A 26,488-nucleotide genomic window follows, 5' to 3' on the forward strand; every position below is an offset into this window, starting at 1 on the left:
GCCGCGTGCCCGGTCCGTCACGGACCGGGCACGACGCGTTGTGCAACCCTGTCCCGAGTTTCCCCGTCTGACCTGGCGGAGTGACGATGGTGAGGTTGCACGAGAACAGAGGAGCACATGTCCCCCGAGAGCACGCCGGAGCCCGGTACCCCGGGTGAGGCCGGCACAACGAGCGGGGCGCCCGGCAGCGACGGCCCGCGCCACCGCAGGCAGCGTGGGCGACGCAGGGGCGTGCTGATCGCCGCGTGGAGCGCCGCGGGCGTCCTCGTGCTGGGCGGTACCGGCGTCGGCTACCTCTACTTCAAGCTCAACGGCAACATCGAGAGCGTCGACATCGACCAGGCGCTGGGCGCCGACCGGCCCACCAAGGTCGACAACGGCTCCGAGAACATCCTCGTGCTCGGCTCGGACACCCGCTCCGGCGCCAACAAGAAGCTCGGCGGCGGCACGGACGACGGCAGCGCCCGCTCCGACACCGCGATGATCGTCCACGTGTACGAGGGCCACAAGAAGGCCAGTGTGGTCTCCATACCGCGCGACACGCTGATAGACCGCCCCGCCTGCACCGACACGAGCGGTACCACGCACGACGCCGCGTCCGACGTGATGTTCAACTCGGCGTACTCGACCGGTGGCGCGGCCTGCGCCGTGAAGACGGTCGAGTCGATCAGCGGCGTCCGTATGGACCACTACCTGGAAGTCGACTTCTCCGGCTTCGAGAAGCTCATCGACGAACTCGGCGGCGTCGAGGTCACCACGACCAAGGCCATCGACGACCCCGACAGCCATCTGGACCTCGAGGCCGGCACGCACACGCTCACCGGCGAGCAGGCCCTCGGTCTGGTCCGCACCCGGCACGGCGTCGGCGACGGCTCCGACCTCGGCCGCATCCAGCTCCAGCAGGCCTTTATCAAGGCCCTGGTCAACCAGGTCAAGCACGTCGGCCTGTTTACCAGCGGCACCAAGCTGTACGACCTCGCCGACACCGCGACCAAGGCCGTCACGGCCGACTCCGGCCTCGGTTCGCTGAACTCCCTGATGTCCTTCGCGAACGGACTCAAGGGCATCAGCGCGGCCAACATGAACATGGTCACGATGCCGGTCCGGTACGACCCGGCCAACCTCAACCGGGTCATCGTCGCCAAAGCCAAGGCCGAACAGGTGTGGACGGCCCTGAAGAACGACCGGCCCATCCCGAAGGCCGCCACCGAAGGCACCGCCACGGGCGAGGCGGCGGGCGTCGTGGCGTCCTCGTGAGGGGCTTCGAACACTCCGGGGAATAGATCCCCCCGCCCCCCGGTTTTGGGGGATGCGGCCAGTCCTGGCAGACTGGTACGTCGGCTCCGGTTCACGTTTGCCGTATCCCGCGGCAGCGACCCGGCGCCCTCCCGAAACTAGGAGACACCTTGAAGCGCGACATCCACCCCGAGTACGTCGAGACCCAGGTCAGCTGCACCTGTGGCGCCTCGTTCACCACCCGTAGCACGATCGAGAGCGGTTCCATCCGCGCCGACGTCTGCTCCGAGTGCCACCCGTTCTACACGGGCAAGCAGAAGATCCTCGACACCGGTGGCCGTGTGGCCCGCTTCGAGGCCCGCTTCGGCAAGGCGCCCGCCGGCTCCAAGAAGTAGCGAGCACCTCTTCGCCGGTCCACGGCAGTGTCCCCGCCCAGGGGGCACGCCGGGACCGGCGTTTTTGGTCGCCCGCCCTTCCCCCACGCACGTCATTCAGGAGCGCATCATGTTCGAGGCCGTCGAGGAGCTGCTCGGAGAGCACGCCGACCTGGAGAAGAAGCTCGCCGACCCGTCGGTCCACGCAGACCAGGCCAACGCGCGCAAGCTGAACAAGCGCTACGCCGAGCTGACGCCCATCGTCGGCACGTACCGCTCCTGGAAGCAGACCGGTGACGACCTGGAGACCGCGCGCGAGTTCGCCTCCGCCGACCCGGACTTCGCCGCCGAGGTGAAGGAGCTGGAGAAGCAGCGCGAGGAGCTGACGGAGAAGCTGCGGCTGCTGCTGGTGCCCCGGGACCCGTCCGACGACAAGGACGTCATCCTCGAGATCAAGGCGGGCGCGGGCGGCGACGAGTCGGCCCTGTTCGCCGGCGACCTGCTGCGCATGTACCTCCGCTACGCCGAGCGCGTCGGCTGGAAGACCGAGATCATCGACGCGACCGAATCCGAGCTGGGCGGCTACAAGGACGTCCAGGTCGCGGTGAAGACCAAGGGCGGACAGGGAGCCACCGAGCCCGGCCAGGGCGTCTGGGCGCGGATGAAGTACGAAGGCGGCGTGCACCGGGTGCAGCGCGTGCCCGCCACCGAGTCCCAGGGGCGGATCCACACCTCCGCGGCCGGCGTCCTCGTGACGCCCGAGGCCGAGGAGGTCGAGGTCGAGATCAACGCGAACGACCTCCGCATCGACGTCTACCGCTCCTCCGGGCCCGGCGGGCAGTCCGTCAACACCACCGACTCCGCGGTGCGCATCACGCACATTCCCACCGGAGTCGTCGCCTCCTGCCAGAACGAGAAGAGCCAGTTGCAGAACAAGGAGCAGGCGATGCGTATCCTGCGCTCCAGGCTGCTCGCAGCGGCGCAGGAGGAAGCGGAGCGGGAGGCCGCCGACGCCCGCCGCAGCCAGGTCCGCACGGTGGACCGCTCCGAGAAGATCCGCACGTACAACTTCCCGGAGAACCGCATCTCGGACCACCGCGTCGGCTTCAAGTCGTACAACCTGGACCAGGTCCTGGACGGCGACCTCGACGCGGTGATCCAGGCCTGCGTCGACGCGGACTCGGCTGCCAAGCTCGCAGCCGCGTAAGCGTTGTAGGACGTACGCACGACGAGTACGACACGGAGGACTTGCGTGAACCTGCTGCTCGCAGAGGTGGCCCAGGCCACCCAGCGGCTGGCCGACGCCGGCGTGCCCTCGCCGCGCAACGACGCGGAGGAGCTCGCCGCGTTCGTGCACGGCGTGAAGCGCGGTGAGCTCCACTCCGTGAAGGACTCCGACTTCGACGCCCGTTACTGGGAGACCATCGCCCGGCGGGAGCAGCGCGAGCCGCTCCAGCACATCACCGGACGGACCTTCTTCCGGTACCTCGAGCTCCAGGTCGGCCCCGGCGTCTTCGTACCGCGCCCGGAGACCGAGTCGGTGGTCGGCTGGGCCATAGACGCGGTCCGCGCCATGGACGTCGTCGAGCCCCGCATCGTCGACCTGTGCACCGGCAGCGGCGCCATCGCGCTCGCCCTCGCCCAGGAGGTGCCGCGCTCGCGTGTGCACGCCGTGGAGCTGTCCGAGGACGCCCTGCGCTGGACGCGCAAGAACATGGAGGGGTCCAGGGTCGACCTGCGTCAGGGAGACGCCCTGGAGGCCTTCCGTGACCTCGACGGCCAGGTCGACCTGGTCATCTCCAACCCCCCGTACATCCCGCTCACCGAGTGGGAGTACGTGGCGCCCGAGGCGCGCGACTACGACCCCGAACTCGCCCTGTTCTCGGGGGAGGACGGCCTCGACCTGATCCGCGGCATCGAGCGCACCGCGCACCGGCTGCTGCGTCCCGGCGGTGTCGTCGTCATCGAGCACGCCGACACCCAGGGCGGCCAGGTGCCGTGGATCTTCACCGAGGAGCGGGGCTGGGCCGACGCGGCCGACCACCCCGACCTCAACAAGCGCCCGCGCTTCGCGACCGCCCGCCGGGCGACGCCGTGAGCGCCCCCCACCCTTTCGATCCGCAGCAGTACGTGTACGAGGAGGCCCGCTAGATGGCACGGCGATACGACACCAACGACGCGACCGACCGCGTGACCGGTCTGCGCGAGGCCGCGTCCGCCGTCCGCCGTGGCGAGCTCGTGGTCCTCCCGACCGACACGGTGTACGGCATCGGCGCCGACGCGTTCTCCTCGGAGGCCGTCGCCGACCTGCTGGCGGCCAAGGGCCGGGGCCGCAACATGCCCACCCCCGTCCTCATCGGCTCCCCGAACACGCTGCACGGCCTCGTCACGGACTTCTCCGAGATGGCCTGGGAGCTGGTCGACGCGTTCTGGCCGGGCGCGCTCACGCTCGTCGCCAAGCACCAGCCGTCCCTGCAGTGGGACCTGGGCGACACCCGCGGCACGGTCGCCGTCCGTATGCCGCTGCACCCCGTCGCCATCGAGCTGCTCACGGAGGTCGGCCCGATGGCGGTGTCCTCGGCGAACCTGACCGGGCACCCGGCGCCGGAGAACTGCGACTACGCCCAGGAGATGCTCGGCGACTCCGTCTCCGTCTACCTCGACGGCGGCCCGACCCCAGGCAACGTCCCCTCCTCGATCGTCGACGTCAGCCGAGAGGTGCCGCTGCTGCTGCGCGCGGGCGCGATCTCCGCGGACGAGCTGCGGAAGGTCGTACCCGACCTCGAGGTGGCGAATTGACAGCCCCTGACGCGGGGCGTGGCATAGGCAACGGGGAACGTGCCGCGGAACAGACCACGACGTTCGGGTTTCCGCGCGACAGCTTCCGCATCCTCCACGTCAGCACCGGCAACGTCTGCCGCTCGCCGATCACCGAGCGGCTGACGCGGCATTTCGTGTCGCAGCGGCTCGGGGTGCTGGGCGGCGGGCTGATCGTGGAGAGCGCGGGCACCTGGGGCCACGAGGGCGCGCCGATGGAGAGCAACGCGGAGACCGTGCTGGCCGACTTCGGCGCGGACGCCACCGGATTCACCGGCCGTGAGCTGCTCGACGAGCACGTCATCATGGCCGACCTGGTCCTGACGGCGACCCGCGACCACCGCGCCCAGGTCATCTCCATGGGCCACTCGGCGGGCCTGCGCACCTTCACCCTGAAGGAGTTCACCCGCCTGGTGAACGCCATCGACCCGGCCACCCTCCCGCCGCTGGACGAGGGCGTGGTGATGCGCGCCCGTGCCCTGGTCCGCGCGGCGGCGGCGCTGCGCGGGTGGCTCCTGGCCCCGACACTCGAGGCGGACGAGGTCTACGACCCGTACGGGGCGCCCCTGCCGTTCTTCCGCTCGATCGGCGACGAGATACACCAGGCGCTGGATCCGGTGGTCACGGCGCTCACCGGCGTGCCCGCACGCACCTGAGGGCGGCGCGGACCGGGTCCCGGTCGTGACCGTTGTCGCCGGGTTCCCGCGCGGACGCGGCGACCGCGCGCACCCCCCACCCCGGGCCTACATTGGACGTACGTCACCGTCGACGCCCGGAGCGCACCATGTCGGTCACCCATGCCCCCGAGGCCGATGTCCTGCGCCGGCAGGACCCCGAGCTGGCCGAGATCCTGCTCGGGGAGCGGGAGCGGCAGGCGTCGACGCTCCAGCTGATCGCCGCCGAGAACTTCACCTCGCCCGCCGTGCTGGCCGCGCTCGGCTCACCGCTCGCCAACAAGTACGCGGAGGGCTACCCGGGGGCCCGGCACCACGGCGGCTGCGAGATCGTCGACATCGCCGAGCGGATCGCCGTGGACCGCGCCAGGACGCTGTTCGGCGCCGAACACGCCAACGTGCAGGCCCACTCGGGCTCCTCCGCGATGCTGGCCGCCTACGCCGCGGTGCTCCGGCCCGGCGACACGGTCCTGGCGCTGGGGCTGCCCGACGGCGGCCACCTCACGCACGGTTCGCCGGCCAACTTCTCCGGCCGCTGGTTCGACTTCATCCCCTACGGGGTGGACGCGGAGAGCGGGCTCATCGATCACGAGCAGGTCCGCACGCTGGCCCGGGGCCACCGGCCCAAGGCGATCGTGTGCGGATCCACCGCCTATCCGCGCCACATCGACTACGCCTTCTTCCGCGAGGTCGCCGACGAGACGGGCGCCTTTCTGATCGCCGACGCCGCTCATCCCATCGGGCTCGTCGCCGGGGGAGCGGCGCCCAGTCCGGTGCCGTACGCCGACATCGTCTGCGCCACCACGCACAAGGTGCTGCGCGGGCCGCGCGGCGGAATGCTGCTGTGCGGCGGCGAGCTCGCCGAGCGGGTGGACCGGGCGGTCTTCCCGTTCACGCAGGGCGGCGCGCAGATGCACACCATCGCCGCGAAGGCGGTCGCCTTCGGCGAGGCGGCAACCCCGGCGTTCGCCGGGTACGCCCATCAGGTGGTCGCCAATGCGAGGGTTCTCGCAGCGGCCTTGCAGCGGGAGGGGCTCACCGTCACGACCGGCGGGACCGACACCCACCTCATCACCGCCGACCCGGCACCGCTGGGTGTCGACGGGCGCACCGCGCGCGGGCTGCTCGCGGCCGCCGGGATGGTGCTGGACTGCTGCGCCCTCCCGCATGCCCCGGGCGCCGATGTCACCGCCGCCCACGCCCGTGGCCTGCGCCTGGGCACCGCTGCCCTGACCACGCAGGGCATGGGGGAGGAGGAGATGGCACGGGTCGCGGCGCTGCTCGCGGGGGTGCTGCGGGACGAGGTCGAGGCCAGGAAGGCCCGTGAGGAGGTGCGCGAGCTGGCCCTGGGGTTCCCGCCGTACGCGGGCTGATCCGGGGTGGTCGCGCCGCGCACACCGCCTCGTGCGCACCCCCGTGCGTCCCCGCGCGCAGCCTGACGTGAAACCATCGTCACTACCCGGTAGTCCTCACACATATGCGCCGTGCGGTGGTCGATCGCTAGGGTGTGGGACTGAGATGGCCAGCGAGACCTGTGGGGAAGCCCGTGCGTGAATACCTGCTGACGCTCTGCATCACGGCCGCGGTGACGTATCTGCTGACAGGGCCGGTACGTAAGTTCGCGATCGTGGCCGGAGCGATGCCGGAGATCAGGGCCCGTGACGTGCACCGGGAACCCACTCCGCGGCTCGGCGGGATCGCCATGTTCTTCGGCCTGTGCGCCGGCCTGCTGGTCGCCGACCATCTCACCAACCTCAACGAGGTCTTCGAGAAGTCGAACGAGCCGCGCGCCCTGCTCTCGGGGGCCGCGCTGATCTGGCTGATCGGCGTCCTGGACGACAAGTTCGAGATCGACGCCCTGATCAAGCTGGGCGGCCAGATGATCGCCGCCGGCGTCATGGTCATGCAGGGTCTGACGATCCTGTGGCTGCCGGTGCCGCTGGTCGGCACGGTCGCGCTGACCCAGTGGCAGGGCACCCTGCTCACGGTCGCGCTGGTGGTGATCACGATCAACGCGGTCAACTTCGTGGACGGTCTCGACGGCCTGGCGGCGGGCATGGTGTGCATCGCCTCGGCGGCGTTCTTCATGTACGCCTACCGCATCTGGTACTCCTACGGCATCGAGGCCGCCGCCCCGGCGACGCTCTTCGCGGCGATCCTGATGGGCATGTGCCTGGGCTTCCTGCCGCACAACATGCATCCCGCGCGGATCTTCATGGGCGACTCCGGCTCGATGCTGATCGGTCTGGTGCTGGCGGCCGGCGCGATCTCCGTCACGGGGCAGGTCGATCCGGACATCATGCGGCTGTTCTCCGGCTCCGAGCGCAACGCCGTGCACCAGATGGTGCCGGTCTACATCCCGCTGCTGATGCCGCTGACGATCATCGCGATCCCGGCCGCCGACCTGATCCTGGCGATCGTGCGCCGCACCTGGCGCGGTCAGTCGCCGTTCGCCGCGGACCGGGGGCATCTGCACCACCGGCTGCTGGAGATCGGCCACTCGCACAGCCGCGCGGTGCTGATCATGTACTTCTGGTCGGCGCTGATCGCCTTCGGGGCGCTCACCTACTCGGTCAACGCGGCTTCCATGTGGATCGTCCTCGGGGTGGTGATCCTCAGCGCGATCGGTCTGGCGCTGCTCCTGCTGCCGCGCTTCAGGCCGCGCACCCCGCGCTGGGCCGAGGGCTTCGTGCCGCCGCGCTACCGGCGCCGGAGGGCCTTGCAGGCGGAGGAGCGGGAGTCCGGGGCAGCGGCCGTCCACGACGGGCCGGCCGCCGACGGGCAGCCCGCCGACGACGACGCGCAGGGCCCTGTGACGGTAGGGGTGGCGGGGGCGAACGGGGCCACCGCGATCGGTGGCCGGGGCAGCTCCAAGGTAAGAATCTGACGAGAGCATTGCCAAGTCGTGGGAGAACCGGTGCAGGGCAAAGCATCCCAATACCAGACAAGACCTCCCGGTTCCCGCGCAGACGTGCACTGTCACTCTCATGTGTGACAGTGAGCACACCCGCCAGGTAAAGACCTCATCAAATAGTTTGTGATACGGTTCACGAGAACCCCGAACACAACCAAAGAGCCCCAACGCGAGGGCTCTTCGGAGCGAGGCCGGCGTGAGTTTTTCGCCCCTCGAACCGGGACTACGCTCGTCCATGACGACACCCTGCCCCCCTTTGAAAGCGGAGTTGCCGCCATGCCGTCCAATGACGTCCGGATCCTGGCCCAGGCCGCCGTGCCCACTGTCGCCGTCGGTGCTGTCGCCGCCGCCGTCAGCGGCGTGGTCGCCGGTGGCAAGGGTGTCATCGGAGCGGCCGTCGGCACGGTGATCGTGATCGCGTTCATGGGGCTGGGGCTGTACGTCCTGCAGCGCACCGCCAAATCGCTTCCGCAGTTGTTCCAGGCCATGGGTCTGATGCTCTACGCGGCTCAGATCCTGCTGCTGTTCATCTTCATGGCCGCGTTCAAGAACACGACGCTGTTCAACCCCCGGGCCTTCGCCATCACGCTCGTCGCCGCCACCATCGCGTGGATCGCCGCACAGGCGCGTGCGCATATGAAGGCCAAGATCCTTTACGTCGAACCCGATTCGGCCTCCACGACCTCCTCGAAGGGCGAAAAGCCCGAAAATTCGAGGCACTCGTCGTGAGGGGTAGGGCCGGGATAAAGACGTCTGGGAGATCCTGCTATCGTCCGGTGCCAACTGCGGCATCGCGGGCGCGGGCATTCGAGCTGACGCCTGCTCAATCGCGAGGCGAGATGCCCCCAAGCCGCCCTCACATCAGAAACACCAGTCCCGTGCCGAAACGCGGTCGTACGCCGCGCCGACACAACGAGGTTGCCGTACCCATGCACCACGACGAAGGAGCCCGCGGTGAGTGCTGACCCGACGCAGGTGCTCGCTTTCGAGACCGACTGCCACCTGTTCGACGGTTGTGGCTTCCCGGCTCCGGGCCTGCACTCGTTCCTGTTCGAGCCGCTCTTCGGCGACGCGGACGGCAACTCGTACTTCAACAAGACGATGCTGCTGGCGCTGCTCGGCTCGATCATCATCGTCGGCTTCTTCTGGGCCGCCTTCGCCCGTCCGAAGGTCGTCCCCGGCAAGCTCCAGCTGGTCGCCGAAGCCGGCTACGACTTCGTCCGCCGAGGTGTCGTCTACGAGACCATCGGAAAGAAGGAAGGCGAGAAGTACGTACCGCTGGTCGTCTCGCTCTTCTTCTTCGTCTGGATGATGAACCTCTGGTCGATCGTCCCGATCGCCCAGTTCCCGGTCACCGCGATCATTTCGTACCCCGCGGTTCTCGCCGGCATCGTCTACATCCTGTGGGTCTCCCTGACCTTCAAGCGCCAAGGATTCGTCGGCGCCTGGAAGAACTTCACCGGTTACGACAAGTCGCTCGGCGCGGTCCTCCCGCTGTCGATGACGATCGAGCTCTTCTCGAACCTCCTCGTGCGGCCCTTCACTCACGCCGTCCGACTGTTCGCGAACATGTTCGCCGGCCACACCCTCTTGCTGCTCTTCACGATCGCCACCTGGTACATGCTGAACGGCATCGGCATCGCCTACTCCGCCGTCTCGTTCGTGATGGTTCTCGTGATGACGGCCTTCGAACTCTTCATCCAGGCTGTGCAGGCGTACGTCTTCGTCCTCCTGACCTGCAGCTTCATCCAGGGCGCGCTCGCCGAGCACCACTGAGCCAGCCCGACCCCCACCCAGACATCCGGTGGCCAACCCCCACCGGTCCTTGAAAGAGAAGGAAGAACCGGCATGTCCGCTCTCCAGACCCTTGCCGCCGGCGTCGAGATCAAGGGCAACCTCGGCTCGATCGGCTACGGCCTCGCCGCGATCGGCCCGGGCGTCGGCGTCGGCATCATCTTCGGTAACGGCACCCAGGCGCTCGCCCGTCAGCCCGAGGCTGCCGGCCTGATCCGCGCCAACCAGATCCTCGGCTTCGCCTTCTGTGAGGCGCTCGCCCTGATCGGTCTGGTCATGCCGTTCGTCTACCCGACCTCCTGATCCGTCGGACCGCCCCTTTCGACGAAAGGCACTGATATGAGCCCCCTGGTTCAGCTGGCGGCTGAGGAAGCGGAAAACCCGCTCATCCCGCCGATTCCGGAGCTCGTGATCGGCCTGATCGCCTTCGTCATCGTCTTCGGCTTCCTCGCCAAGAAGCTTCTCCCGAACATCAACAAGGTTCTGGAGCAGCGGCGCGAGGCCATCGAGGGCGGTATCGAGAAGGCAGAGGCCGCACAGACCGAAGCCCAGAGCGTTCTTGAGCAGTACAAGGCCCAGCTCGCCGAGGCCCGTCACGAGGCCGCGCGGCTGCGCCAGGAGGCGCAGGAGCAGGGCGCCGCACTCATCACCGAGATGCGTGCGGAAGGCCAGCGCCAGCGCGAGGAGATCGTCGCCGCCGGACACAGCCAGATCGAGGCGGACCGCAAGGCCGCCGCGTCCGCGCTGCGTCAGGACGTCGGCAAGCTCGCCACCGAACTGGCCGGCAAGCTCGTCGGGGAGTCTCTCGACGACCACGCCCGCCAGAGCCGCGTCATCGACCGCTTCCTCGACGACCTCGAGGAGAAGGCCGAGGCGTCTCGATGACCGCACACGGAGCGAGCCGCGAGGCATTCGCAGCAGCCCGTGAGCGTCTCGACGCGCTGACGGACTCCACGTCCGTGGACGCGGCGCAGCTCGCCGACGAGCTGGCGGCCGTCACCGCGCTGCTTCACCGCGAGGTCTCGCTGCGTCGGGTCCTCACCGACCCGGCGCAGGCCGGCGAGGCCAAGGCCGAGCTGGTCCAGCGCCTGCTCGGCGCCCAGATCAGCGGCGCCACCGCCGACCTGGTGTCCGGCACGGTGCGTTCCCGCTGGTCGCAGTCGCGCGACCTGGTGGACGTGCTGGAGGAGCTGGCGAACATCGCAGACCTCACCGCCGCGCAGAGGGCCGGCAGGCTCGACAACGTCGAGGACGAGCTGTTCCGTTTCGGACGGATCGTCGCCTCGAACACCGAGCTGCGCGCCGCACTGACCAACCGGAAGGCCACCGCCTCGGCCAAGAGCGAGCTGCTGCGCAGCCTGCTCGGCGGCCGGGCCGACGCGGCCACCGAGCGACTGGTGACGCGCCTCGTGACCGCGCCCCGTGGACGTAGCCTGGAAGCGGGCCTCGAAGGCCTGTCCAAGCTCGCCGCTGAGCGCCGGGACCGCATGGTCGCCGTCGTCACCTCGGCGGTACCGCTGAGCGACCCGCAGAAGCAGCGCCTCGGCGCCGCCCTCGCCAAGCTCTACGGCCGCCCGATGCACCTCAACCTCGACGTGGACCCCGCGGTCCTCGGCGGGATGCGGGTGCAGGTCGGCGACGAGGTGATCAACGGATCCCTCGCGGACCGCATCGAGGACGTCGCCCGCCGCATGGCGAGCTAGCAGCAACTCAAGACCGCAGTACGAACTGATGGCGGCCCTGGTTGGGCCGTGCAGAGGATTCACCTCTTTCAGGGGGGAGTCCCCATCCCCCCAAAGTGAAACTTCGGGCCCAACAAGGAGAGCAGGGAACCCAGATGGCGGAGCTCACGATCCGGCCGGAGGAGATCCGGGATGCGCTGGAGAACTTTGTCCAGTCGTACAAGCCGGACGCGGCCTCGCGCGAGGAGGTCGGTACGGTCACCCTTGCCGGCGACGGCATCGCGAAGGTCGAGGGCCTTCCCTCGGCCATGGCCAACGAACTGCTGAAGTTCGAGGACGGCACCCTCGGTCTCGCGCTCAACCTCGAAGAGCGCGAGATCGGTACCGTCATCCTCGGCGAGTTCAGCGGCGTCGAGGAGGGCCAGCCGGTCACCCGCACGGGAGAGGTCCTGTCCGTCGCCGTCGGCGAGGGCTACCTCGGCCGTGTGGTCGACCCGCTCGGCAACCCGATCGACGGCCTCGGCGAGATCGAGACGTCCGGCCGCCGTGCCCTGGAGCTCCAGGCTCCGGGTGTCATGGCCCGTAAGTCGGTGCACGAGCCGATGGAGACCGGCTACAAGGCCGTCGACGCGATGACCCCGGTCGGCCGTGGTCAGCGTCAGCTGATCATCGGCGACCGCCAGACCGGCAAGACCGCCCTGGCCGTCGACACGATCATCAACCAGCGCGACAACTGGCGTTCCGGTGACGTGAAGAAGCAGGTCCGCTGCGTCTACGTCGCCATCGGCCAGAAGGGCTCGACCATCGCCTCCGTGCGTGGCGCCCTCGAAGAGGCCGGTGCGCTGGAGTACACGACCATCGTCGCCGCCCCGGCGTCCGACCCGGCCGGCTTCAAGTACCTGGCGCCGTACACCGGTTCGGCCATCGGTCAGCAGTGGATGTACGAGGGCAAGCACGTCCTCATCATCTTCGACGACCTCTCGAAGCAGGCCGACGCCTACCGCGCCGTGTCGCTGCTGCTGCGCCGTCCGCCGGGCCGCGAGGCCTACCCGGGCGACGTCTTCTACCTGCACTCCCGTCTGCTGGAGCGCTGCGCGAAGCTCTCCGACGAACTGGGCGCCGGTTCGATGACCGGTCTGCCGATCGTCGAGACGAAGGCCAACGACGTCTCGGCGTTCATCCCGACCAACGTCATCTCCATCACCGACGGCCAGTGCTTCCTGGAGTCGGACCTGTTCAACGCCGGTCAGCGCCCCGCGCTGAACGTCGGTATCTCCGTCTCCCGAGTCGGTGGTTCCGCGCAGCACAAGGCGATGAAGCAGGTCTCCGGGCGTCTCCGCCTCGACCTCGCCCAGTACCGTGAGCTGGAGGCGTTCGCCGCCTTCGGTTCCGACCTGGACGCCGCGTCGAAGTCCCAGCTGGAGCGCGGTCAGCGTCTGGTCGAGCTGCTCAAGCAGGCTCAGTACCAGCCGATGCCGACCGAGGACCAGGTCGTCTCCGTGTGGGCCGGTACCACCGGCAAGATGGACGACGTCCCGGTCGCCGACGTCCGCCGCTTCGAGAAGGAGCTCCTGGAGTACCTGCACCGCAAGGAGCAGGGCCTCATGACCTCCATCAAGGAGGGCGGCAAGATGTCGGACGACACCCTCATCGCCATCGCCGACGCGATCGCCGAGTTCAAGAAGCAGTTCGAGACCTCGGACGGCAAGCTCCTCGGCGAGGACGCCCCGGCCGCGGCCAAGTGACGTAAGGAAGGGACCTGACTCATGGGAGCCCAGCTCCGGGTCTACAAGCGTCGCATCCGATCCGTCACCGCGACCAAGAAGATCACCAAGGCGATGGAGATGATCGCCGCCTCGCGTGTCGTCAAGGCGCAGCGCAAGGTGGCGGCCTCCACGCCGTACGCGACCGAGCTCACCCGCGCGGTCACGGCGGTCGGTACCGGATCGAACACGAAGCACGCGCTGACCACGCAGGCCGAGACGGTCGTGCGGTCCGCGGTGCTGCTCCTGACGAGCGACCGTGGTCTCGCCGGTGCCTTCAACTCCAACGCCATCAAGGCCGCGGAGCAGCTGACGGCGCGCCTCGAGGCCGAGGGCAAGCAGGTCGACACGTACATCGTCGGCCGGCGTGGTCTCGCGCACTACAACTTCCGTGAGCGCAAGGTCGCGGAGTCGTGGTCGGGCTTCACGGACGAGCCGACGTACGCGGACGCCAAGAAGGTCGCGGCCCCGCTCATCGAGGCCATCGAGAAGGAGACGGCGGACGGCGGCGTGGACGAGATCCACATCGTCTTCACCGAGTTCGTCTCGATGATGACGCAGACGGCGCTCGGCGACCGTCTGCTGCCGCTCAGCCTCGACGAGGTTGCCGAGGAGTCGGCGACGAAGGGCGAGATCCTTCCGCTGTACGACTTCGAGCCCTCGGCGGAGGACGTCCTCGACGCCCTCCTGCCGCGGTATGTGGAGAGCCGTGTCTACAACGCTCTTCTCCAGTCGGCAGCCTCGAAGCACGCCGCCACGCGGCGCGCGATGAAGTCGGCCACCGACAACGCGGGAGAGCTCATCGAGACGCTCTCCCGCCTCGCCAACGCGGCCCGCCAGGCCGAAATCACCCAGGAAATCAGCGAGATCGTCGGTGGCTCCGCAGCCCTGGCCGACGCGACCGCGGGGAGTGACAGGTAATGACGACGACAGTTGAGACGGCCGTTGCCACGGGCCGCGTCGCCCGGGTAATCGGCCCGGTCGTCGACGTGGAATTCCCCGTCGACGCCATGCCGGAGATCTACAACGCCCTTCACGTCGAGGTCGCCGACCCGGCGAAGGACGGCGAGAAGAAGACGCTGACCCTGGAGGTCGCCCAGCACCTGGGTGACGGCCTGGTCCGCACGATCTCGATGCAGCCCACCGACGGTCTGGTCCGCCAGGCCGCCGTCACCGACACCGGCACGGGCATCACCGTCCCGGTCGGCGACTTCACCAAGGGCAAGGTGTTCAACACCCTCGGTGAGGTGCTGAACACCGACGAGACGTACGACGGCGAGCGCTGGACCATCCACCGCAAGGCGCCGAACTTCGACGAGCTCGAGTCGAAGACCGAGATGTTCGAGACCGGCGTCAAGGTCATCGACCTGCTGACCCCGTACGTCAAGGGCGGCAAGATCGGTCTGTTCGGTGGTGCCGGCGTCGGCAAGACGGTGCTCATCCAGGAGATGATCTACCGCGTCGCCAACAACCACGACGGTGTCTCCGTGTTCGCCGGTGTCGGCGAGCGCACCCGTGAGGGCAACGACCTCATCGAGGAGATGGCGGAGTCTGGCGTCATCGACAAGACCGCCCTGGTCTTCGGTCAGATGGACGAGCCCCCGGGCACCCGTCTGCGCGTGGCCCTGGCCGGTCTGACCATGGCGGAGTACTTCCGCGATGTGCAGAAGCAGGACGTGCTGTTCTTCATCGACAACATCTTCCGCTTCACGCAGGCCGGTTCCGAGGTCTCGACCCTGCTCGGCCGTATGCCCTCCGCGGTGGGCTACCAGCCGAACCTGGCCGACGAGATGGGTCTCCTCCAGGAGCGCATCACCTCGACCCGTGGTCACTCGATCACCTCGATGCAGGCGATCTACGTCCCCGCGGACGACCTGACCGACCCGGCCCCGGCCACCACCTTCGCCCACCTCGACGCGACGACGGTGCTCTCCCGTCCGATCTCGGAGAAGGGCATCTACCCGGCCGTGGACCCGCTGGACTCCACGTCCCGCATCCTGGACCCCCGCTACATCGCGGCGGACCACTACAACACCGCGATGCGCGTCAAGACGGTCCTGCAGAAGTACAAGGACCTTCAGGACATCATCGCGATCCTCGGCATCGACGAGCTGGGCGAGGAGGACAAGCTCACCGTCCACCGTGCCCGTCGCGTGGAGCGCTTCCTGTCCCAGAACACCCACGTCGCCAAGCAGTTCACCGGCGTCGACGGGTCGGACGTTCCGCTGGACGAGTCGATCACCGCGTTCAACGCGATCATCGACGGCGAGTACGACCACTTCCCGGAGCAGGCGTTCTTCCTGTGCGGTGGTATCGAGGACCTGAAGGCCAACGCCAAGGAGCTGGGCGTTTCCTGAGCTTGGTGCTCTTGAAGAGGGGCGGGCGCGTCCCGCCCCTCTTCGTACGCCCACGCCGCATCTTCCGGGGGACGAGCCCCGGACCCCCGGCGCAGTCCTGGGGCGGGACCCCGGCACTTCGGTGCTCGGAGCCCTACTAGACTTATACGCAACACCCGGCAGAAAAGCCGGGTGGTGACCCGAGGAGCCACCTTGGCTGCTGAGCTGCACGTCGCGCTGGTCGCGGCCGACCGAGAGGTCTGGTCCGGCGAGGCCACCCTGGTCGTCGCGCGCACCACGTCGGGCGACATCGGCGTCATGCCCGGTCACCAGCCGCTGCTCGGTGTGCTGGAGTCGGGCCCGGTGACCATCCGTACGAGTGATGGTGGAACGGTCGTCGCCGCGGTGCACGGCGGTTTCATCTCGTTCGCGGACAACAAGCTGTCGCTGCTGGCCGAGATCGCCGAGCTTTCGGACGAGATCGACGTCCAGCGCGTGGAGCGGGAACTCGAGCGCGCGAAGGCGGAGGGCGATTCCGCCGCCGAGCGTCGCGCGGACGTACGACTGCGTGCGGCGACCTCGCGCTGACCCGGCGCTAGCCGCTTGACGTCACTCAGCCGCGGTCGGCTCCGGAGCAATCCGGAGCCGACCGCGGCTGAGGCAGATCTGGATGATTTTTCCGTTCCGTTACCTATTTTCGGTACCTAGGAGACGAGGAGGTCGGTGTCGATGGTCCTCGCTCTGACTGTCTGCGGAATCGTCGTGGCCCTGGTGGCGCTGGGGTTGTTCGTCTTCGGCCTGCGCCGCAGACTCATCCAGCGGTCCGGCGGCACCTTCGACTGTTCCCTGCGCTGGGACGTCTCCGAGAAACCGGACACGAGCGGAAAGGGCTGGAGCTACGGGGTCGCGCGCTACAACGGCGACCGCATCGAGTGGTACCGCGTCTTCTCGTACGCCTACCGCCCGCGCCGGGTCCTGGAGCGCGGCTCGATCGAGGTGGCCGGCCGCCGTCTTCCCGAGGGCGAGGAGGAGCTGGCGCTGCTGTCCGACGCGGTGATCCTCACCTGTGTGCACCGGGGCACGCGCCTCGAACTCGCCATGAGCGAGGACGCGCTGACCGGTTTCCTCGCGTGGCTGGAGGCAGCCCCGCCCGGGCAGCGGGTGAATGTGGCATAAGCACATCCGCTCTCCCCCGGACATGTGAAGTCCGAAGGAGAGCGAACGTCGTTCGTTCACGCGAACTGGCTCAGGCGGTTACGACAGGCCGCTGTTGATGGCGCTCACCAGTTCACCGTTGCTGGTGTCGCCGCTGAACTCCCAGAAGAACGCGCCGCCCAGACCCTGGTTCTTGGCCCAGCTCATCTTTCCGGCGATGGTGGCCGGGGTGTCGTAGGACCACCAGTTGCCGCCGCACTTCGCGTAGGCCGTGCCGGCGATGGTGCCGGTGGCCGGGCAGGACGTCTTGAGGACCTTGTAGTCCTCGATCCCCTGCTCGTACGTGCCGGCCGCCGGGCCCGTCGCCGTGCCGCCCGGGGCGTCCTGGGTGACGCCGGTCCAGCCGCGGCCGTAGAAGCCGATGCCGATGAGCAGCTTGCTCGCGGGCACGCCCTTCGCCTTGAACTTGGCCATCGCGTCGGCCGTGGTGAACCCGGCCTGCGGGATGCCGCTGTACGAGGTGAGCGGGGAGTGCGGGGCCGTCGGGCCCTGGGCCGCCCAGGCGCCGAAGAAGTCGTACGTCATCACGTTGTACCAGTCGACGTACGCCGCCGCGCCCGCGTAGTCCGCCGCGTCGATCTTGCCGCCGGTGGAGCCGTCGGCGGTGGTGGCCGCGGTGACCAGGTTGCCCGTGCCGAACTTGGCGCGCAGGGCCTGCATCAGGTTCTTGTAGGCCGCCGCCCCGCTGGTGTCACAGGACAGGCCGCAGGCGTTCGGGTACTCCCAGTCGATGTCGATGCCGTCGAAGACGTCGGCCCAGCGCGGGTCCTCGACCAGGTTGTAGCAGGACTGCGCGAACGCGGCCGGGTTGGCCGCGGCCTGGGCGAAGCCGCCGGACCAGGTCCAGCCGCCGAAGGACCACAGCACCTTGATGTTGGGGTACTTGGCCTTCAGCTGGCGCAGCTGGTTGAAGTTGCCGCGCAGCGGCTGGTCCCAGGTGTCGGCGACGCCGCTGACCGACTGGTCCGCGGTGAAGGCCTTGTCGTAGTCGGCGTAGGAGTCGCCGATCGCGCACTGGCCGTTGGTGACGTTCCCGAAGGCGTAGTTGATGTGCGTGATCTTCGCAGCCGAGCCCGACGTCACCAGGTTCTTGACGTTGTAGTTGCGGCCGTAGACGCCCCACTCGGTGAAGTAGCCGAGCTTCACCTTGGAGCCGGTGGTCGGGGGAGTGGTGCCGCCGCCCGTGGTGTGCACGGCGACCGCGCCGCTGACCGGACCGGTCTGGTCGGCGGTGTCACGGGCCTGGACGGTGTAGGAGTAGTCGGTGCCGGCCGTCAGCCCGCTGTCGGTGTACGAGGTCGTCGTCACCGTGGCGACCTTGGCGCCGTCGCGCAGGACGTCGTAGTTCTTGACGCCCTTGTCGTCGGTGGCGGCGGACCAGGTCAGCTTCACCGAGGTGTCGGTGAGGGCGGAGGCGGTCGGGGTGCCGGGGGCGGAGGGGGAGGCGTCGCCAGGGACCGTCGTGCCGTCGCAACTGTCGCCGTTGAGCTTGCAGTTCGACGGGGATCCGGCGCCGGCGCCGTTGAAGCCGAAGGAGACGGAGGCGCCTGCGGCGAGGCTGCCGTTCCAGGACTTGTTCTTGGCGGTCCAGTGGGTGCCGGAGGACGTGACGTCGGCGTCCCAGGCGGAGGTGACGGAGGTGCCGGAGGGGAAGTCCCACTCGACCGTCCATGAACTGATGGCGGCGGTACCGGTGTTCTTCACCGTCCACCTGCCTTCGAAGCCGGTGCCCCAGTCCGACGCCTTGGTGTAGGTGGCGGTGGCGGTCGTGGCGGCCTGGGCGGGGCCGGCGAGGCCGACCAGGCCGGCCAGCGGGAGCAACAGTGTCGCGAAACCTGCCGCGGCTCTGTGTCTGAAGCGCATCCTGCGCCTCCTCGGGGGGAGTCGGGGGGCGTGACTGAGCCTTCACGCCCACGGTGCCGCGAGAATAGAAAGGTCTGGACCACAGGTCAATAGGTCTGGACCACTGCGGCCCACTAAACCTCCGGAGCCCCTTCGGATCCCGCCTGGATGCCCAACTCCTGGGCCAGCACCGCCGCTTGCACCCGGCTGCGCAGCTCCAGCTTCCCCAGCAGACGGCTGACGTGCGTCTTCACCGTCGCCTCCGCCATGTCGAGGCGTACGGCGACACCCGCGTTCGACATCCCCTCGCCGAGACAGGCCAGCACCTCGCGCTCGCGCCGGGGTGAGGGCGTCCAGGACGGCGGGGTCTGCCTTCGGCGCACGCACCGGCTTCGCGGCGAACTCGGCGATGAGCCGACGGGTCACCGCGGGAGCGATCAGCCCCTCCCCGCCGGCCACCGTGCGGATCGCCGCCAGGAGATCCCTCGCCTCCGTGTGCTTCAGCAGGAACCCCGCCGCGCCCGCCCGCAGCGCCCCGAACACGTAGGCGTCGAGGTCGAAGGTGGTCAGCACCAGCACGTCGGCGAGCCCCTCCTCGACGATCTGCCGCGTCGCGGACACCCCGTCGAGGCGCGGCATCTGAACGTCCATCAGCACCACGTCGGGCCGCAGCTCCCGGGCCAGCGCCACCGCCCGCTCCCCGTCCGCCGCCTCGCCCACCACCTCGATGTCGGACGCGCTGCCCAGGATCAGGACGAGCCCGGCGCGCACGGCGGACTGGTCCTCGGCGACGAGGACCCGGATGGCGGAGTTCATACCGACTCTCCTTCGACCAGGGGGAACGTGGCACGCACCGTCCAGCAGGAGTCCTCCGGCCCGGCCTCGAACGTGCCGTCCAGCAGCGCCGCCCGCTCCCGCATGCCGACCAGTCCGGCGCCGGAACCGGGGGCGCGGGGCCCGTCCCGGCGGCCGTACGGGCTTCGCACCCGTACGTCGAGCACCCCGTCGCGCTGGACGAGGGCGACCGTGACCCGGCCGGGGCAGGCGTGCTTCAGCGCGTTGGTCAGCGACTCCTGGACGATCCGGTAGGCGGCGAGTTCGACCGGCGCGGGCACCCCGCCGTGCTCGGATTCGAGGACGACGTCGAGACCATTGGCACGGGCGCCCTCGACGAGAGCCTCCAGGCCGTCCAGGGTGGGGGCCGCGGCGGGCTCGTGGTCCTCGCTGCCGTCGCGCAGGATCCCGATCAGCCGCCGCATCTCCGCCAGCCCCTCGACGCTGTTCTCGCGGATGACGGTGAGCGCCTGCCGGGAGGTGTCCGGGTCGTCGATCGAGAGCGCCGCCGTCGAGTGGATGGCGATCGCGGACAGGTGGTTGGCGACCATGTCGTGCAACTCCCGTGCCATTCTGGCCCGTTCGCTCGTGACGGCCTGGGTGCGGTCCAGCTCGGCGAGCAGCGCGGTCTGTTCGGCCCGCAGCCGGGCCGCCTCGGCCGCGTCGCGGTGGTTGCGCACGATCCAGCCGGTGGCCGCGGGCGCGTAGGCCACGATGCCGACCACCACCCCGATCAGCAGGGCCTCCGGCACCCGCCACACCGCGAACGGCACCAGCGTCCCGGCCACCGTCAGCAGTCCGGTGATCCACTGGATCCGGCGGGCCGACGCGAGCGAGCCGTACAGCACGGCCGCGTACATCACGTCGGTGTACATCAGGACCGTGCACAGGTTGCCCTGGGTCAGGGTGTCCAGGACGATCGCGGCCGTGCCGGTCAGCAGGGCCGTGCGCGGAGCGATCCGGCGCAGCGCCTCGCAGCCGGCCATCACACCGAGCGGCAGCAGAACCGGCCAGGGGCCGTCGAGGAGCACGATCGGATCGTCGGACGGCCGGGTGGCTAGACCGAGGGCGACCAGCAGGAGCCCGCCGAGCAGCCCGCCGACCGCGATGAACACGTCGAAGCGGTGCGGGCGGCGCAGGCTGCGCGGTTCTCGGACGGCCATGCCTCCATCCAACACGCCGCCCGTCCCGTCCGCCTGCTCCCCTGGGACGGACCCCGACTGCATCGTTCGATGTACCGCGAGTTCGTCACCGCCGACGACGAGACGTGCCCTCGCACCCGGGAGCCTGGGAGGGTGAGCGAGAGGAGCGAACCGTGATCGTCGGACTGATCATCGCCTGCGAGGTGGCCTTCTGGGTGCTGCTGGCCGCCGGACTGGCCTTCCGGTACGTGTTCCGGATGCCGCGGCTGGGGCTCGCCCTGCTGCTGTGCGAGCCGCTGCTGGAGCTCGTGCTGTTCGCGGTGACCGCGATCGACCTCAAGAACGGCGCCGAGCCGGACTGGCGGCACGGGCTCGCCGCCGTCTACATCGGCTTCACCGTGGGCCTCGGCCACTCCACCGTCAGATGGGCGGACGCCAGGGTCGCCCACCGCTTCGCCGGGGGCCCGCCGCCCGTGCGGCCGCCGGAGTACGGCAGGGCCCGCGCCGTCCACGAATGGAAGGTCGCGGGCCGCTGGACGCTCGCCGCACTGGTCGCCGTGGCGCTGCTCCAGGCGGCCGCCTGGTACGTCGGCGCGGACGGCGAGACCGGCTCGCTGCGGGCGTGGCAACTGCGGATGCTGTGGGTGATCGGCATCAACCTCGTCATCGCGGGGAGCTACACCCTCTTCCCGAAGGCCGTCCCGCAAGCCGTCCCGCAAGCCGAGACGAAGGCCTGACCGAAGGGCGGGTCGTTCGGCGGATCGGACGGCGGATCGGACGGCGGATCGGAGCGGGAACCGGCCAAGATGCGCTAGCGCTCCCCGCCCGGCACCCAGAGCACGTCGCCGACCGCCTTGTTGGCGGTGCGGGCCAGAATGAAGAGCAGATCCGAGAGCCGGTTGAGGTAGGTCGCGGTGAGCGGGTTCATCCGCTCTCCGTGCACCTCCAGCGCGGCCCAGGTGGAGCGCTCCGCCCGCCGGACGACCGTGCAGGCCTGATGGAGCAGGGCCGCCCCCGGGGTGCCGCCGGGCAGGATGAACGACCGCAGCTTCTCCAGCCGCTCGTTGAACCGGTCGCAGTCCGCCTCCAGGCGGTCGACGTAGAACTGCTCGACCCGCAGGGGCGGGAACTCCGGGTTCTCCACCACCGGTGTCGACAGGTCCGCGCCCACGTCGAACAGGTCGTTCTGGACCCGGGTGAGCACCGCGACGAGCTCCTCGTCCAGCCCGCCCAGGGCGAGAGCCGTGCCGAGCGCCGCGTTCGCCTCGTTGACGTCGGCGTACGCGGCGATCCGCAGGTCGGTCTTGGCGACCCGGCTCATGTCGCCGAGGGCGGTGGTGCCCTGGTCGCCGGTCCTCGTGTAGATGCGCGTCAGATTGACCATGCGGCCAATCTAGACCGTCCCCGCGGATCCGTTCCGTTCCCTTCGTCACTCCCGTCGGCGCCCGGTCAGTACCGGCTCAATCGGCCTGAATCGGACAGTAATTGACGACGTGACCGGTGTCTCACGCCCTGAGACGTGAGCCGCGTTACTAACCGGTCACACAGCGCCTCACGCCCGCTAATCTCCCGCCGAGAGGCATGCGGAGCGGCTGCGCCGGATGGTTGACGCCGGTGACATCGGACGCCTGAGCGGGCAGGGCTTCTAGAAGCACCGAAACCGCACAGGCCCCATGGGTCTCACCCCTGCGAGTGAATTCGGTATCGGTTCGCTCACAGACGGCAACCTTCGACCGCTTCCCGCAGTCAGAGGATGCAACACCGGACACCACACCGCGGAGCACGAGACGCACGCTTAGGGGAGCGCTATGCACATCAGGGGCGACCACGTAGAGCTGGTCGTCGGGGGCCGTCTCGACGTCCGCAGCGCGGCGGACGCCCGCACGGCCCTGCACACGGCCGTGGACGACGGAGTCGGCGACCTGGTGCTCGACCTGTCCGAGCTTGACTCCTGGGACGCCACCGGACTCGGCGTCATCATGGGCGTCCACCGACGGGCCGGCCGGTGCGGCCGACGCCTGGTGCTGCGCGGGGTGCCTCCGCAGATGCAACGCCTGCTGGTGGCCACCCGGCTGCACCGGATCCTCGCGATCGAGGGCGGTATCGGAGTGGAGTCCCTGCCCCGGGTCTGACCCCCGAGGGCGCGTGGCCTGCGGCGGAAAACGTGGCGCAATCCTCACGACACTGTGACGGTTCGGGCGGCCCGCCACCCCGGGCTGTCGTAGATACTGTGCGAAGGTTTACGGTTCGTCTGCCCGCCGCGCTCAGCCCTCGAGCGGGCACCGGACCAGAAGCGACAGCGCAGTGTGCAGCAAGGCCGGGAGGGGCTACCGCCACACCACGCTTTTGGGGGGCTTGAACCTATGGACCCGAACACCCGGGGACCCGAGGAGTACGGCCAGGACGACGACGGCGGTACGCCGCGCCCGCGCCCGTCCAGGGACCCCCTCACTCCCGACTTCAGCCAGCACGCACCGGCCCTGGCCCGCACCGTGCGGCTCGTCGCGGGCGAACACCTGCTCACGGTCAACCCGGTCGACGGCAGCGAGATAGAACTCTGCCCGCCGGCGGGCCCCTCCCGCTCGAACGCAGCCGCGAGCGGGGGAGGGATACCGGAGCGCCCCGCCAAGCGCACCGCGGAGCAGCGTGCCGAGGCCGAGCAGGCCGCCAGGCCGCCGGTCCCCGCCGGAACCACCCGGCCCGCACAGCCGCTCCTGGGCCGCCAGGACGAACGCGAGCAACTGGTCCGCCTGCTGGCCCGCGGCCGCTCCGTACGCCTCACCGGCCCGGCGGGCTCCGGCCGCACCAGCCTTCTCGACCTCGTCGCCGAGGACTGCGAGGACCTCGCCCCCGACGGCGTGGTCCGCCTCACCGGCTTCCGCCGCACCGCGGCCGACCTCCTGCACGACCTCTTCCACGCCGTCTACGACGCCCCCCGCCACCGCCCCGGGAGCGACGACCTGAGCGGCCTGGTCCGCGAGATCGGCGCGGTCGTCGTGGTCGACGACCTCGATCTCGGCGGCGCCGCCCTCGACGAACTCCTGGACGCGACGCCCGAGTGCGCCTTCCTGCTCGGCGCGACCCCGGACACCCCGCTGCCCTCCGCGGAGTCCGCCGTCGAGGAGGTCGTCCTCACCGGACTGGACCGCGCGGGCGGCGTCGAGGTGATCGAGCACGCCGTGGGCCGCGTCCTCACCGAGGAGGAGGCCAACTGGGCCGGCGACCTGTGGTTCGAGTCCGAGGGCCTGCCGCTCCGGTTCGTCCAGGCCGGCGCCCTGCTCTCGCAGCGCGACCGACTGCGGGCCGGCGCCGACGCGGTCGACGCCTTCGGCGTCTTCGAGGACGCCCGGCCGCTCGCCGGGTCCGTCGACGGCCTCGCCGGAGCCGGCGAGGCCGAGGAGATACCCCTGCCCTCGCTCGGTGAGGCCGCCGCTCCCGCCCCGCTGCTCGCCGCCCGTCTCAGCGCCTCCGCCCGCGCCACCCTGCGGTTCGCCGTCGCCCTGGACGGTGAGGTCCCGCACCAGGCCCACCTGCCCGCCCTGGTCGGTGACACCCACGCCGACGCGGCGCTCGGCGAACTGGCCGCCTGCGGACTCGTCTCCCCGGTCGGCGCCCGCTACCGGCTCGCCGCCGGCGTCCAGACCCAGCTCGAGGCCGCCGGATACGCCGACGACGTCGAGGCCCGCGCCCACACCGCCGCCCAGCACTACGCCTGGTGGGCCGGACACCCCTCGGTCACACCCGAGCGGGTCTGCGCGGAGGCCGACGCCGTGCTCGCCGCTCTCACCGTGATCGTCCCCGCGACGACCCGGACCGGCGAGGACGAGGAGTCCACCGCCGTCAAGCTGGCCCGCACCGCCGCGCCCGCGTTCGCCGCGGGCCTGCACTGGAGCGCCTGGGAGAGCACCCTGCACGAGGGCGCCGAGGCCGCGCGGCTCGCCGGGGAGTCCGCCGACCGGGCCTACTTCCACCACGAACTGGGCGTGCTCGCCCTCTGCGGCGGAGACCTCGACCGGTCCCGCTCCGAGCTGGAGGCCTCCCTCGCCCTGCGCGGGGCGATCGCCGACAAGCGTGGGACCGTCGCCGGCCGCCGCGCCCTCGCGTTGGTCGCCGACCGCTCCGGGGACGTGCCCGGCCTCGCGGCGGCGACGGCCGGCGAGGAGGTGCCCGACGCCCGCCACGAGGAGTCGGCGTCCCCGCCGCGCGGCGTCCAGGCGGTGCTCCCGACCTATCCGCCGGAGGCCCGGACCGTCGTCGCCCGCCGTGAGCCCGCCGGGTCGTCGGCCCGTCACAACCGGGGCGGCCTGAAGAGCCTGGCCAAGCGCAACCTGGTCGCGGCCGGCGCGGGCGCGCTGCTCGTGGCCGTCCTCGGCACGGTCGTGACCCTCGGCGCGACCTCCAACAACGACGCCAACGACCCCTCCGACCGGGTCGGCGTCAACCCGACCGCCGGCACCGGCCTGGACGACGGGGCGCAGGACACGGACACCCCGGCCGACGACAGCGGTTCCGCCGACACGGGCGAAGCGACGAGCAGGCCGACGGACCCGGGCCCGGACGGAACGATGGGCACCTCCGACGACCCGACCCCCACGGGGGAGGCGGAGCCGTCGTCGGAGGCGAGCAGCTCACACGGGTCGGGGAGCGGTGGTTCCTCGGCCACGCCGAAGCCACCGTCGTCGGACTCGCCCTCCGGGTCCGCGTCGCCGTCGCCGTCCGGCTCCTCCAGCGGAGGCACGGGCTCGGCGTCGCCCTCACCGTCGCCGTCCGAGTCCGTCCCCAGCAGCCCGCCTCCGACGGGCACCACGCCTCCCACCTCCAACGCGGCCAGCAGCTCGATGTCGTCCTCACCCGCGAGCTCGGTCAGTTCCGCCAGTGCCTCCGCTCCGGTCTCGCCGGACCAGGTGATCTGAGCCTCCGGACAGACGGAAGGGCCGGGTTCCTCTTCGGGAACTCGGCCCATTCACGTCGTACGGGTGAGTGGGTCAGAACAGCCGCAGCTTGTCGTCCTCGATGCCCCGCATCGCGTTGTAGTCCAGGACCTGGCAGCCGATGCCGCGGTCCGTGGCGAGTACGCGGGCCTGGGGCTTGATCTCCTGGGCGGCGAAGACTCCGCGCACCGGCGCGAGGTGCGGGTCACGGTTCAGCAGCTCGAGGTAGCGCGTGAGTTGCTCGACGCCGTCGATCTCGCCGCGCCGCTTGATCTCCACCGCGACGGTCTGCCCCTCCGCGTCCCGGCACAGGATGTCGACCGGGCCGATGGCGGTCATGTACTCCCGGCGGATGAGGGTGTAGCCCTCGCCGAGGGTCTCGATGCGGTCGGCGAGCAGTTCCTGGAGGTGTGCTTCCACGCCGTCCTTGATCAGGCCGGGATCGACGCCGAGTTCGTGCGACGAGTCGTGGAGGATCTCCTCCATCGTGATGATGAGCTTCTCTCCGCCCTTGTTGACGACGGTCCAGACGCCTTCCTCGTCGCCCGCGCCCTCCTTCAGAGTGCAGGGCGGCGACATCCAGTTCAGGGGCTTGTAGGCCCGGTCGTCCGCGTGGATCGAGACGCTGCCGTCCGCCTTCACCAGGATGAGACGGGGGGCGGAGGGCAGGTGGGCGGTGAGCCGGCCGGCGTAGTCCACGGAGCACCGGGCGATGACGAGACGCATGGTCCGCAACGCTATCCGACGCCCCACCGCGCACGCGATTCGCCCGTCTGTCTCCCGTCACCGATGTCCACCGGGCCCCTCGGGGCACGCCCCTTTCGACCTGGAAAACGATCATTCGGCAGTGGCCGATTGTGTGCCTACTGGGAGTTCCCTATGTGCCCATTCTCCTGGTGCGGTCACGGTCCGTTGCCTACCGTAGTGAACGGGA

At 69.9% G+C, this 26,488-nt stretch carries 25 protein-coding genes and 1 pseudogene; 21 read left to right on the forward strand and 5 right to left on the reverse strand.

Annotated features, from left to right (window positions below):
• The first annotated feature begins 117 nt into the window (after positions 1-117).
• The 18 genes from QF030_RS28375 (at position 118) to QF030_RS28460 (ending at position 16,766) form a co-directional block, all read left to right on the forward strand.
• Positions 118-1,257 carry an LCP family protein gene (locus tag QF030_RS28375; protein ID WP_307165431.1) on the forward strand — a complete coding sequence of 380 codons (1,140 nt, stop codon included), beginning with the start codon at positions 118-120 and terminating at the stop codon, positions 1,255-1,257.
• 149 nt (positions 1,258-1,406) lie between these two features.
• Positions 1,407-1,631 (forward strand): 50S ribosomal protein L31, encoded by a 225-nt coding sequence (rpmE, locus tag QF030_RS28380; RefSeq protein WP_062642060.1) that lies wholly within the window; start codon positions 1,407-1,409, stop codon positions 1,629-1,631.
• Between the two features lie 109 nt (positions 1,632-1,740).
• Positions 1,741-2,817 carry a peptide chain release factor 1 gene (gene prfA, locus QF030_RS28385; RefSeq protein ID WP_307165432.1) on the forward strand — a complete coding sequence of 359 codons (1,077 nt, stop codon included), beginning with the start codon at positions 1,741-1,743 and terminating at the stop codon, positions 2,815-2,817.
• A 45-nt stretch (positions 2,818-2,862) separates the two neighbouring features.
• Positions 2,863-3,708, forward strand: coding sequence for a peptide chain release factor N(5)-glutamine methyltransferase (gene prmC, locus QF030_RS28390; RefSeq protein WP_307165433.1), 846 nt, complete (start codon positions 2,863-2,865; stop codon positions 3,706-3,708).
• A gap of 53 nt (positions 3,709-3,761) precedes the next feature.
• A complete protein-coding gene (locus QF030_RS28395; protein ID WP_054239907.1) occupies positions 3,762-4,409 on the forward strand; it encodes an L-threonylcarbamoyladenylate synthase in 648 nt (215 codons plus the stop codon).
• The gene (locus QF030_RS28400) at positions 4,406-5,083 is read left to right on the forward strand and encodes an arsenate reductase/protein-tyrosine-phosphatase family protein (RefSeq protein ID WP_307165434.1); all 678 of its coding nucleotides are present in this window, start codon (positions 4,406-4,408) and stop codon (positions 5,081-5,083) included. Before QF030_RS28395 ends, QF030_RS28400 begins: the two co-directional genes overlap by 4 nt.
• Before the next feature lie 128 nt (positions 5,084-5,211).
• Entirely contained in the window at positions 5,212-6,474 is a 1,263-nt protein-coding gene (gene glyA / locus QF030_RS28405; RefSeq protein ID WP_307165435.1) for a serine hydroxymethyltransferase, read from the forward strand.
• 173 nt (positions 6,475-6,647) lie between these two features.
• Complete coding sequence (locus QF030_RS28410; protein WP_307165436.1) at positions 6,648-7,988, forward strand: MraY family glycosyltransferase; 1,341 nt, start codon at positions 6,648-6,650, stop codon at positions 7,986-7,988.
• A 303-nt stretch (positions 7,989-8,291) separates the two neighbouring features.
• Entirely contained in the window at positions 8,292-8,744 is a 453-nt protein-coding gene (locus QF030_RS28415; RefSeq protein ID WP_307165437.1) for a hypothetical protein, read from the forward strand.
• A gap of 225 nt (positions 8,745-8,969) precedes the next feature.
• On the forward strand, positions 8,970-9,791 hold the full coding sequence (atpB, locus tag QF030_RS28420; protein ID WP_307165438.1) for a F0F1 ATP synthase subunit A: 822 nt from the start codon (positions 8,970-8,972) through the stop codon (positions 9,789-9,791).
• A gap of 72 nt (positions 9,792-9,863) precedes the next feature.
• The gene (locus tag QF030_RS28425; RefSeq protein WP_030008695.1) at positions 9,864-10,112 is read left to right on the forward strand and encodes an ATP synthase subunit C; all 249 of its coding nucleotides are present in this window, start codon (positions 9,864-9,866) and stop codon (positions 10,110-10,112) included.
• 36 nt (positions 10,113-10,148) lie between these two features.
• On the forward strand, positions 10,149-10,694 hold the full coding sequence (locus tag QF030_RS28430) for a F0F1 ATP synthase subunit B (protein WP_307165439.1): 546 nt from the start codon (positions 10,149-10,151) through the stop codon (positions 10,692-10,694).
• Entirely contained in the window at positions 10,691-11,512 is an 822-nt protein-coding gene (locus QF030_RS28435; protein ID WP_307165440.1) for a F0F1 ATP synthase subunit delta, read from the forward strand. The genes QF030_RS28430 and QF030_RS28435 overlap by 4 nt, the downstream gene beginning before the upstream one ends.
• Positions 11,513-11,646: 134 nt before the next feature.
• Positions 11,647-13,236, forward strand: coding sequence for a F0F1 ATP synthase subunit alpha (gene atpA, locus QF030_RS28440; RefSeq protein ID WP_307165441.1), 1,590 nt, complete (start codon positions 11,647-11,649; stop codon positions 13,234-13,236).
• A 21-nt stretch (positions 13,237-13,257) separates the two neighbouring features.
• Entirely contained in the window at positions 13,258-14,175 is a 918-nt protein-coding gene (locus QF030_RS28445) for a F0F1 ATP synthase subunit gamma (RefSeq protein WP_307165442.1), read from the forward strand.
• A complete protein-coding gene (gene atpD, locus QF030_RS28450; RefSeq protein WP_307165443.1) occupies positions 14,175-15,611 on the forward strand; it encodes a F0F1 ATP synthase subunit beta in 1,437 nt (478 codons plus the stop codon). The genes QF030_RS28445 and atpD overlap by 1 nt, the downstream gene beginning before the upstream one ends.
• Before the next feature lie 192 nt (positions 15,612-15,803).
• Complete coding sequence (locus QF030_RS28455; protein WP_307165444.1) at positions 15,804-16,178, forward strand: F0F1 ATP synthase subunit epsilon; 375 nt, start codon at positions 15,804-15,806, stop codon at positions 16,176-16,178.
• Positions 16,179-16,319: 141 nt separating this feature from the next.
• Positions 16,320-16,766, forward strand: a complete 447-nt coding sequence (locus QF030_RS28460; protein ID WP_020131174.1) for a DUF2550 domain-containing protein — start codon at positions 16,320-16,322, stop codon at positions 16,764-16,766.
• 78 nt (positions 16,767-16,844) lie between these two features.
• Here QF030_RS28460 and QF030_RS28465 read toward each other — a convergent pair whose 3' ends face one another.
• The 3 genes and pseudogenes from QF030_RS28465 to QF030_RS28475 all read right to left on the reverse strand — a co-directional run bounded on the left by QF030_RS28465 (position 16,845) and on the right by QF030_RS28475 (position 20,644).
• Positions 16,845-18,668 carry a glycoside hydrolase family 18 chitinase gene (locus QF030_RS28465; RefSeq protein WP_307165445.1) on the reverse strand — a complete coding sequence of 608 codons (1,824 nt, stop codon included), beginning with the start codon at positions 18,666-18,668 and terminating at the stop codon, positions 16,845-16,847.
• Between the two features lie 113 nt (positions 18,669-18,781).
• A pseudogene (locus tag QF030_RS28470) lies at positions 18,782-19,463 on the reverse strand (response regulator).
• Positions 19,460-20,644: a sensor histidine kinase gene (locus tag QF030_RS28475; RefSeq protein ID WP_307165446.1), complete on the reverse strand. Its 1,185-nt coding sequence runs from the start codon at positions 20,642-20,644 to the stop codon at positions 19,460-19,462. The pseudogene QF030_RS28470 and the gene QF030_RS28475 overlap by 4 nt, the downstream one beginning before the upstream one ends.
• A gap of 152 nt (positions 20,645-20,796) precedes the next feature.
• Here QF030_RS28475 and QF030_RS28480 point away from each other — a divergent pair, with 152 nt between their 5' ends.
• Positions 20,797-21,360 (forward strand): hypothetical protein, encoded by a 564-nt coding sequence (locus tag QF030_RS28480; RefSeq protein ID WP_307165447.1) that lies wholly within the window; start codon positions 20,797-20,799, stop codon positions 21,358-21,360.
• 74 nt (positions 21,361-21,434) lie between these two features.
• Here QF030_RS28480 and QF030_RS28485 read toward each other — a convergent pair whose 3' ends face one another.
• Positions 21,435-22,007, reverse strand: coding sequence for a cob(I)yrinic acid a,c-diamide adenosyltransferase (locus tag QF030_RS28485; protein ID WP_307165448.1), 573 nt, complete (start codon positions 22,005-22,007; stop codon positions 21,435-21,437).
• Positions 22,008-22,431: 424 nt separating this feature from the next.
• Here QF030_RS28485 and QF030_RS28490 point away from each other — a divergent pair, with 424 nt between their 5' ends.
• Both QF030_RS28490 and QF030_RS28495 read left to right on the forward strand, forming a co-directional pair.
• The gene (locus tag QF030_RS28490; protein ID WP_020131168.1) at positions 22,432-22,755 is read left to right on the forward strand and encodes an STAS domain-containing protein; all 324 of its coding nucleotides are present in this window, start codon (positions 22,432-22,434) and stop codon (positions 22,753-22,755) included.
• A 231-nt stretch (positions 22,756-22,986) separates the two neighbouring features.
• Positions 22,987-25,536, forward strand: a complete 2,550-nt coding sequence (locus tag QF030_RS28495) for an ATP-binding protein (protein ID WP_307165449.1) — start codon at positions 22,987-22,989, stop codon at positions 25,534-25,536.
• A gap of 72 nt (positions 25,537-25,608) precedes the next feature.
• Here QF030_RS28495 and nucS read toward each other — a convergent pair whose 3' ends face one another.
• Complete coding sequence (nucS, locus tag QF030_RS28500; protein WP_020131166.1) at positions 25,609-26,280, reverse strand: endonuclease NucS; 672 nt, start codon at positions 26,278-26,280, stop codon at positions 25,609-25,611.
• Positions 26,281-26,488: the final 208 nt, after the last annotated feature.

This window comes from Streptomyces rishiriensis (genome assembly GCF_030815485.1).
Taxonomy (GTDB): Bacteria; Actinomycetota; Actinomycetes; order Streptomycetales; family Streptomycetaceae; genus Streptomyces; species Streptomyces rishiriensis_A.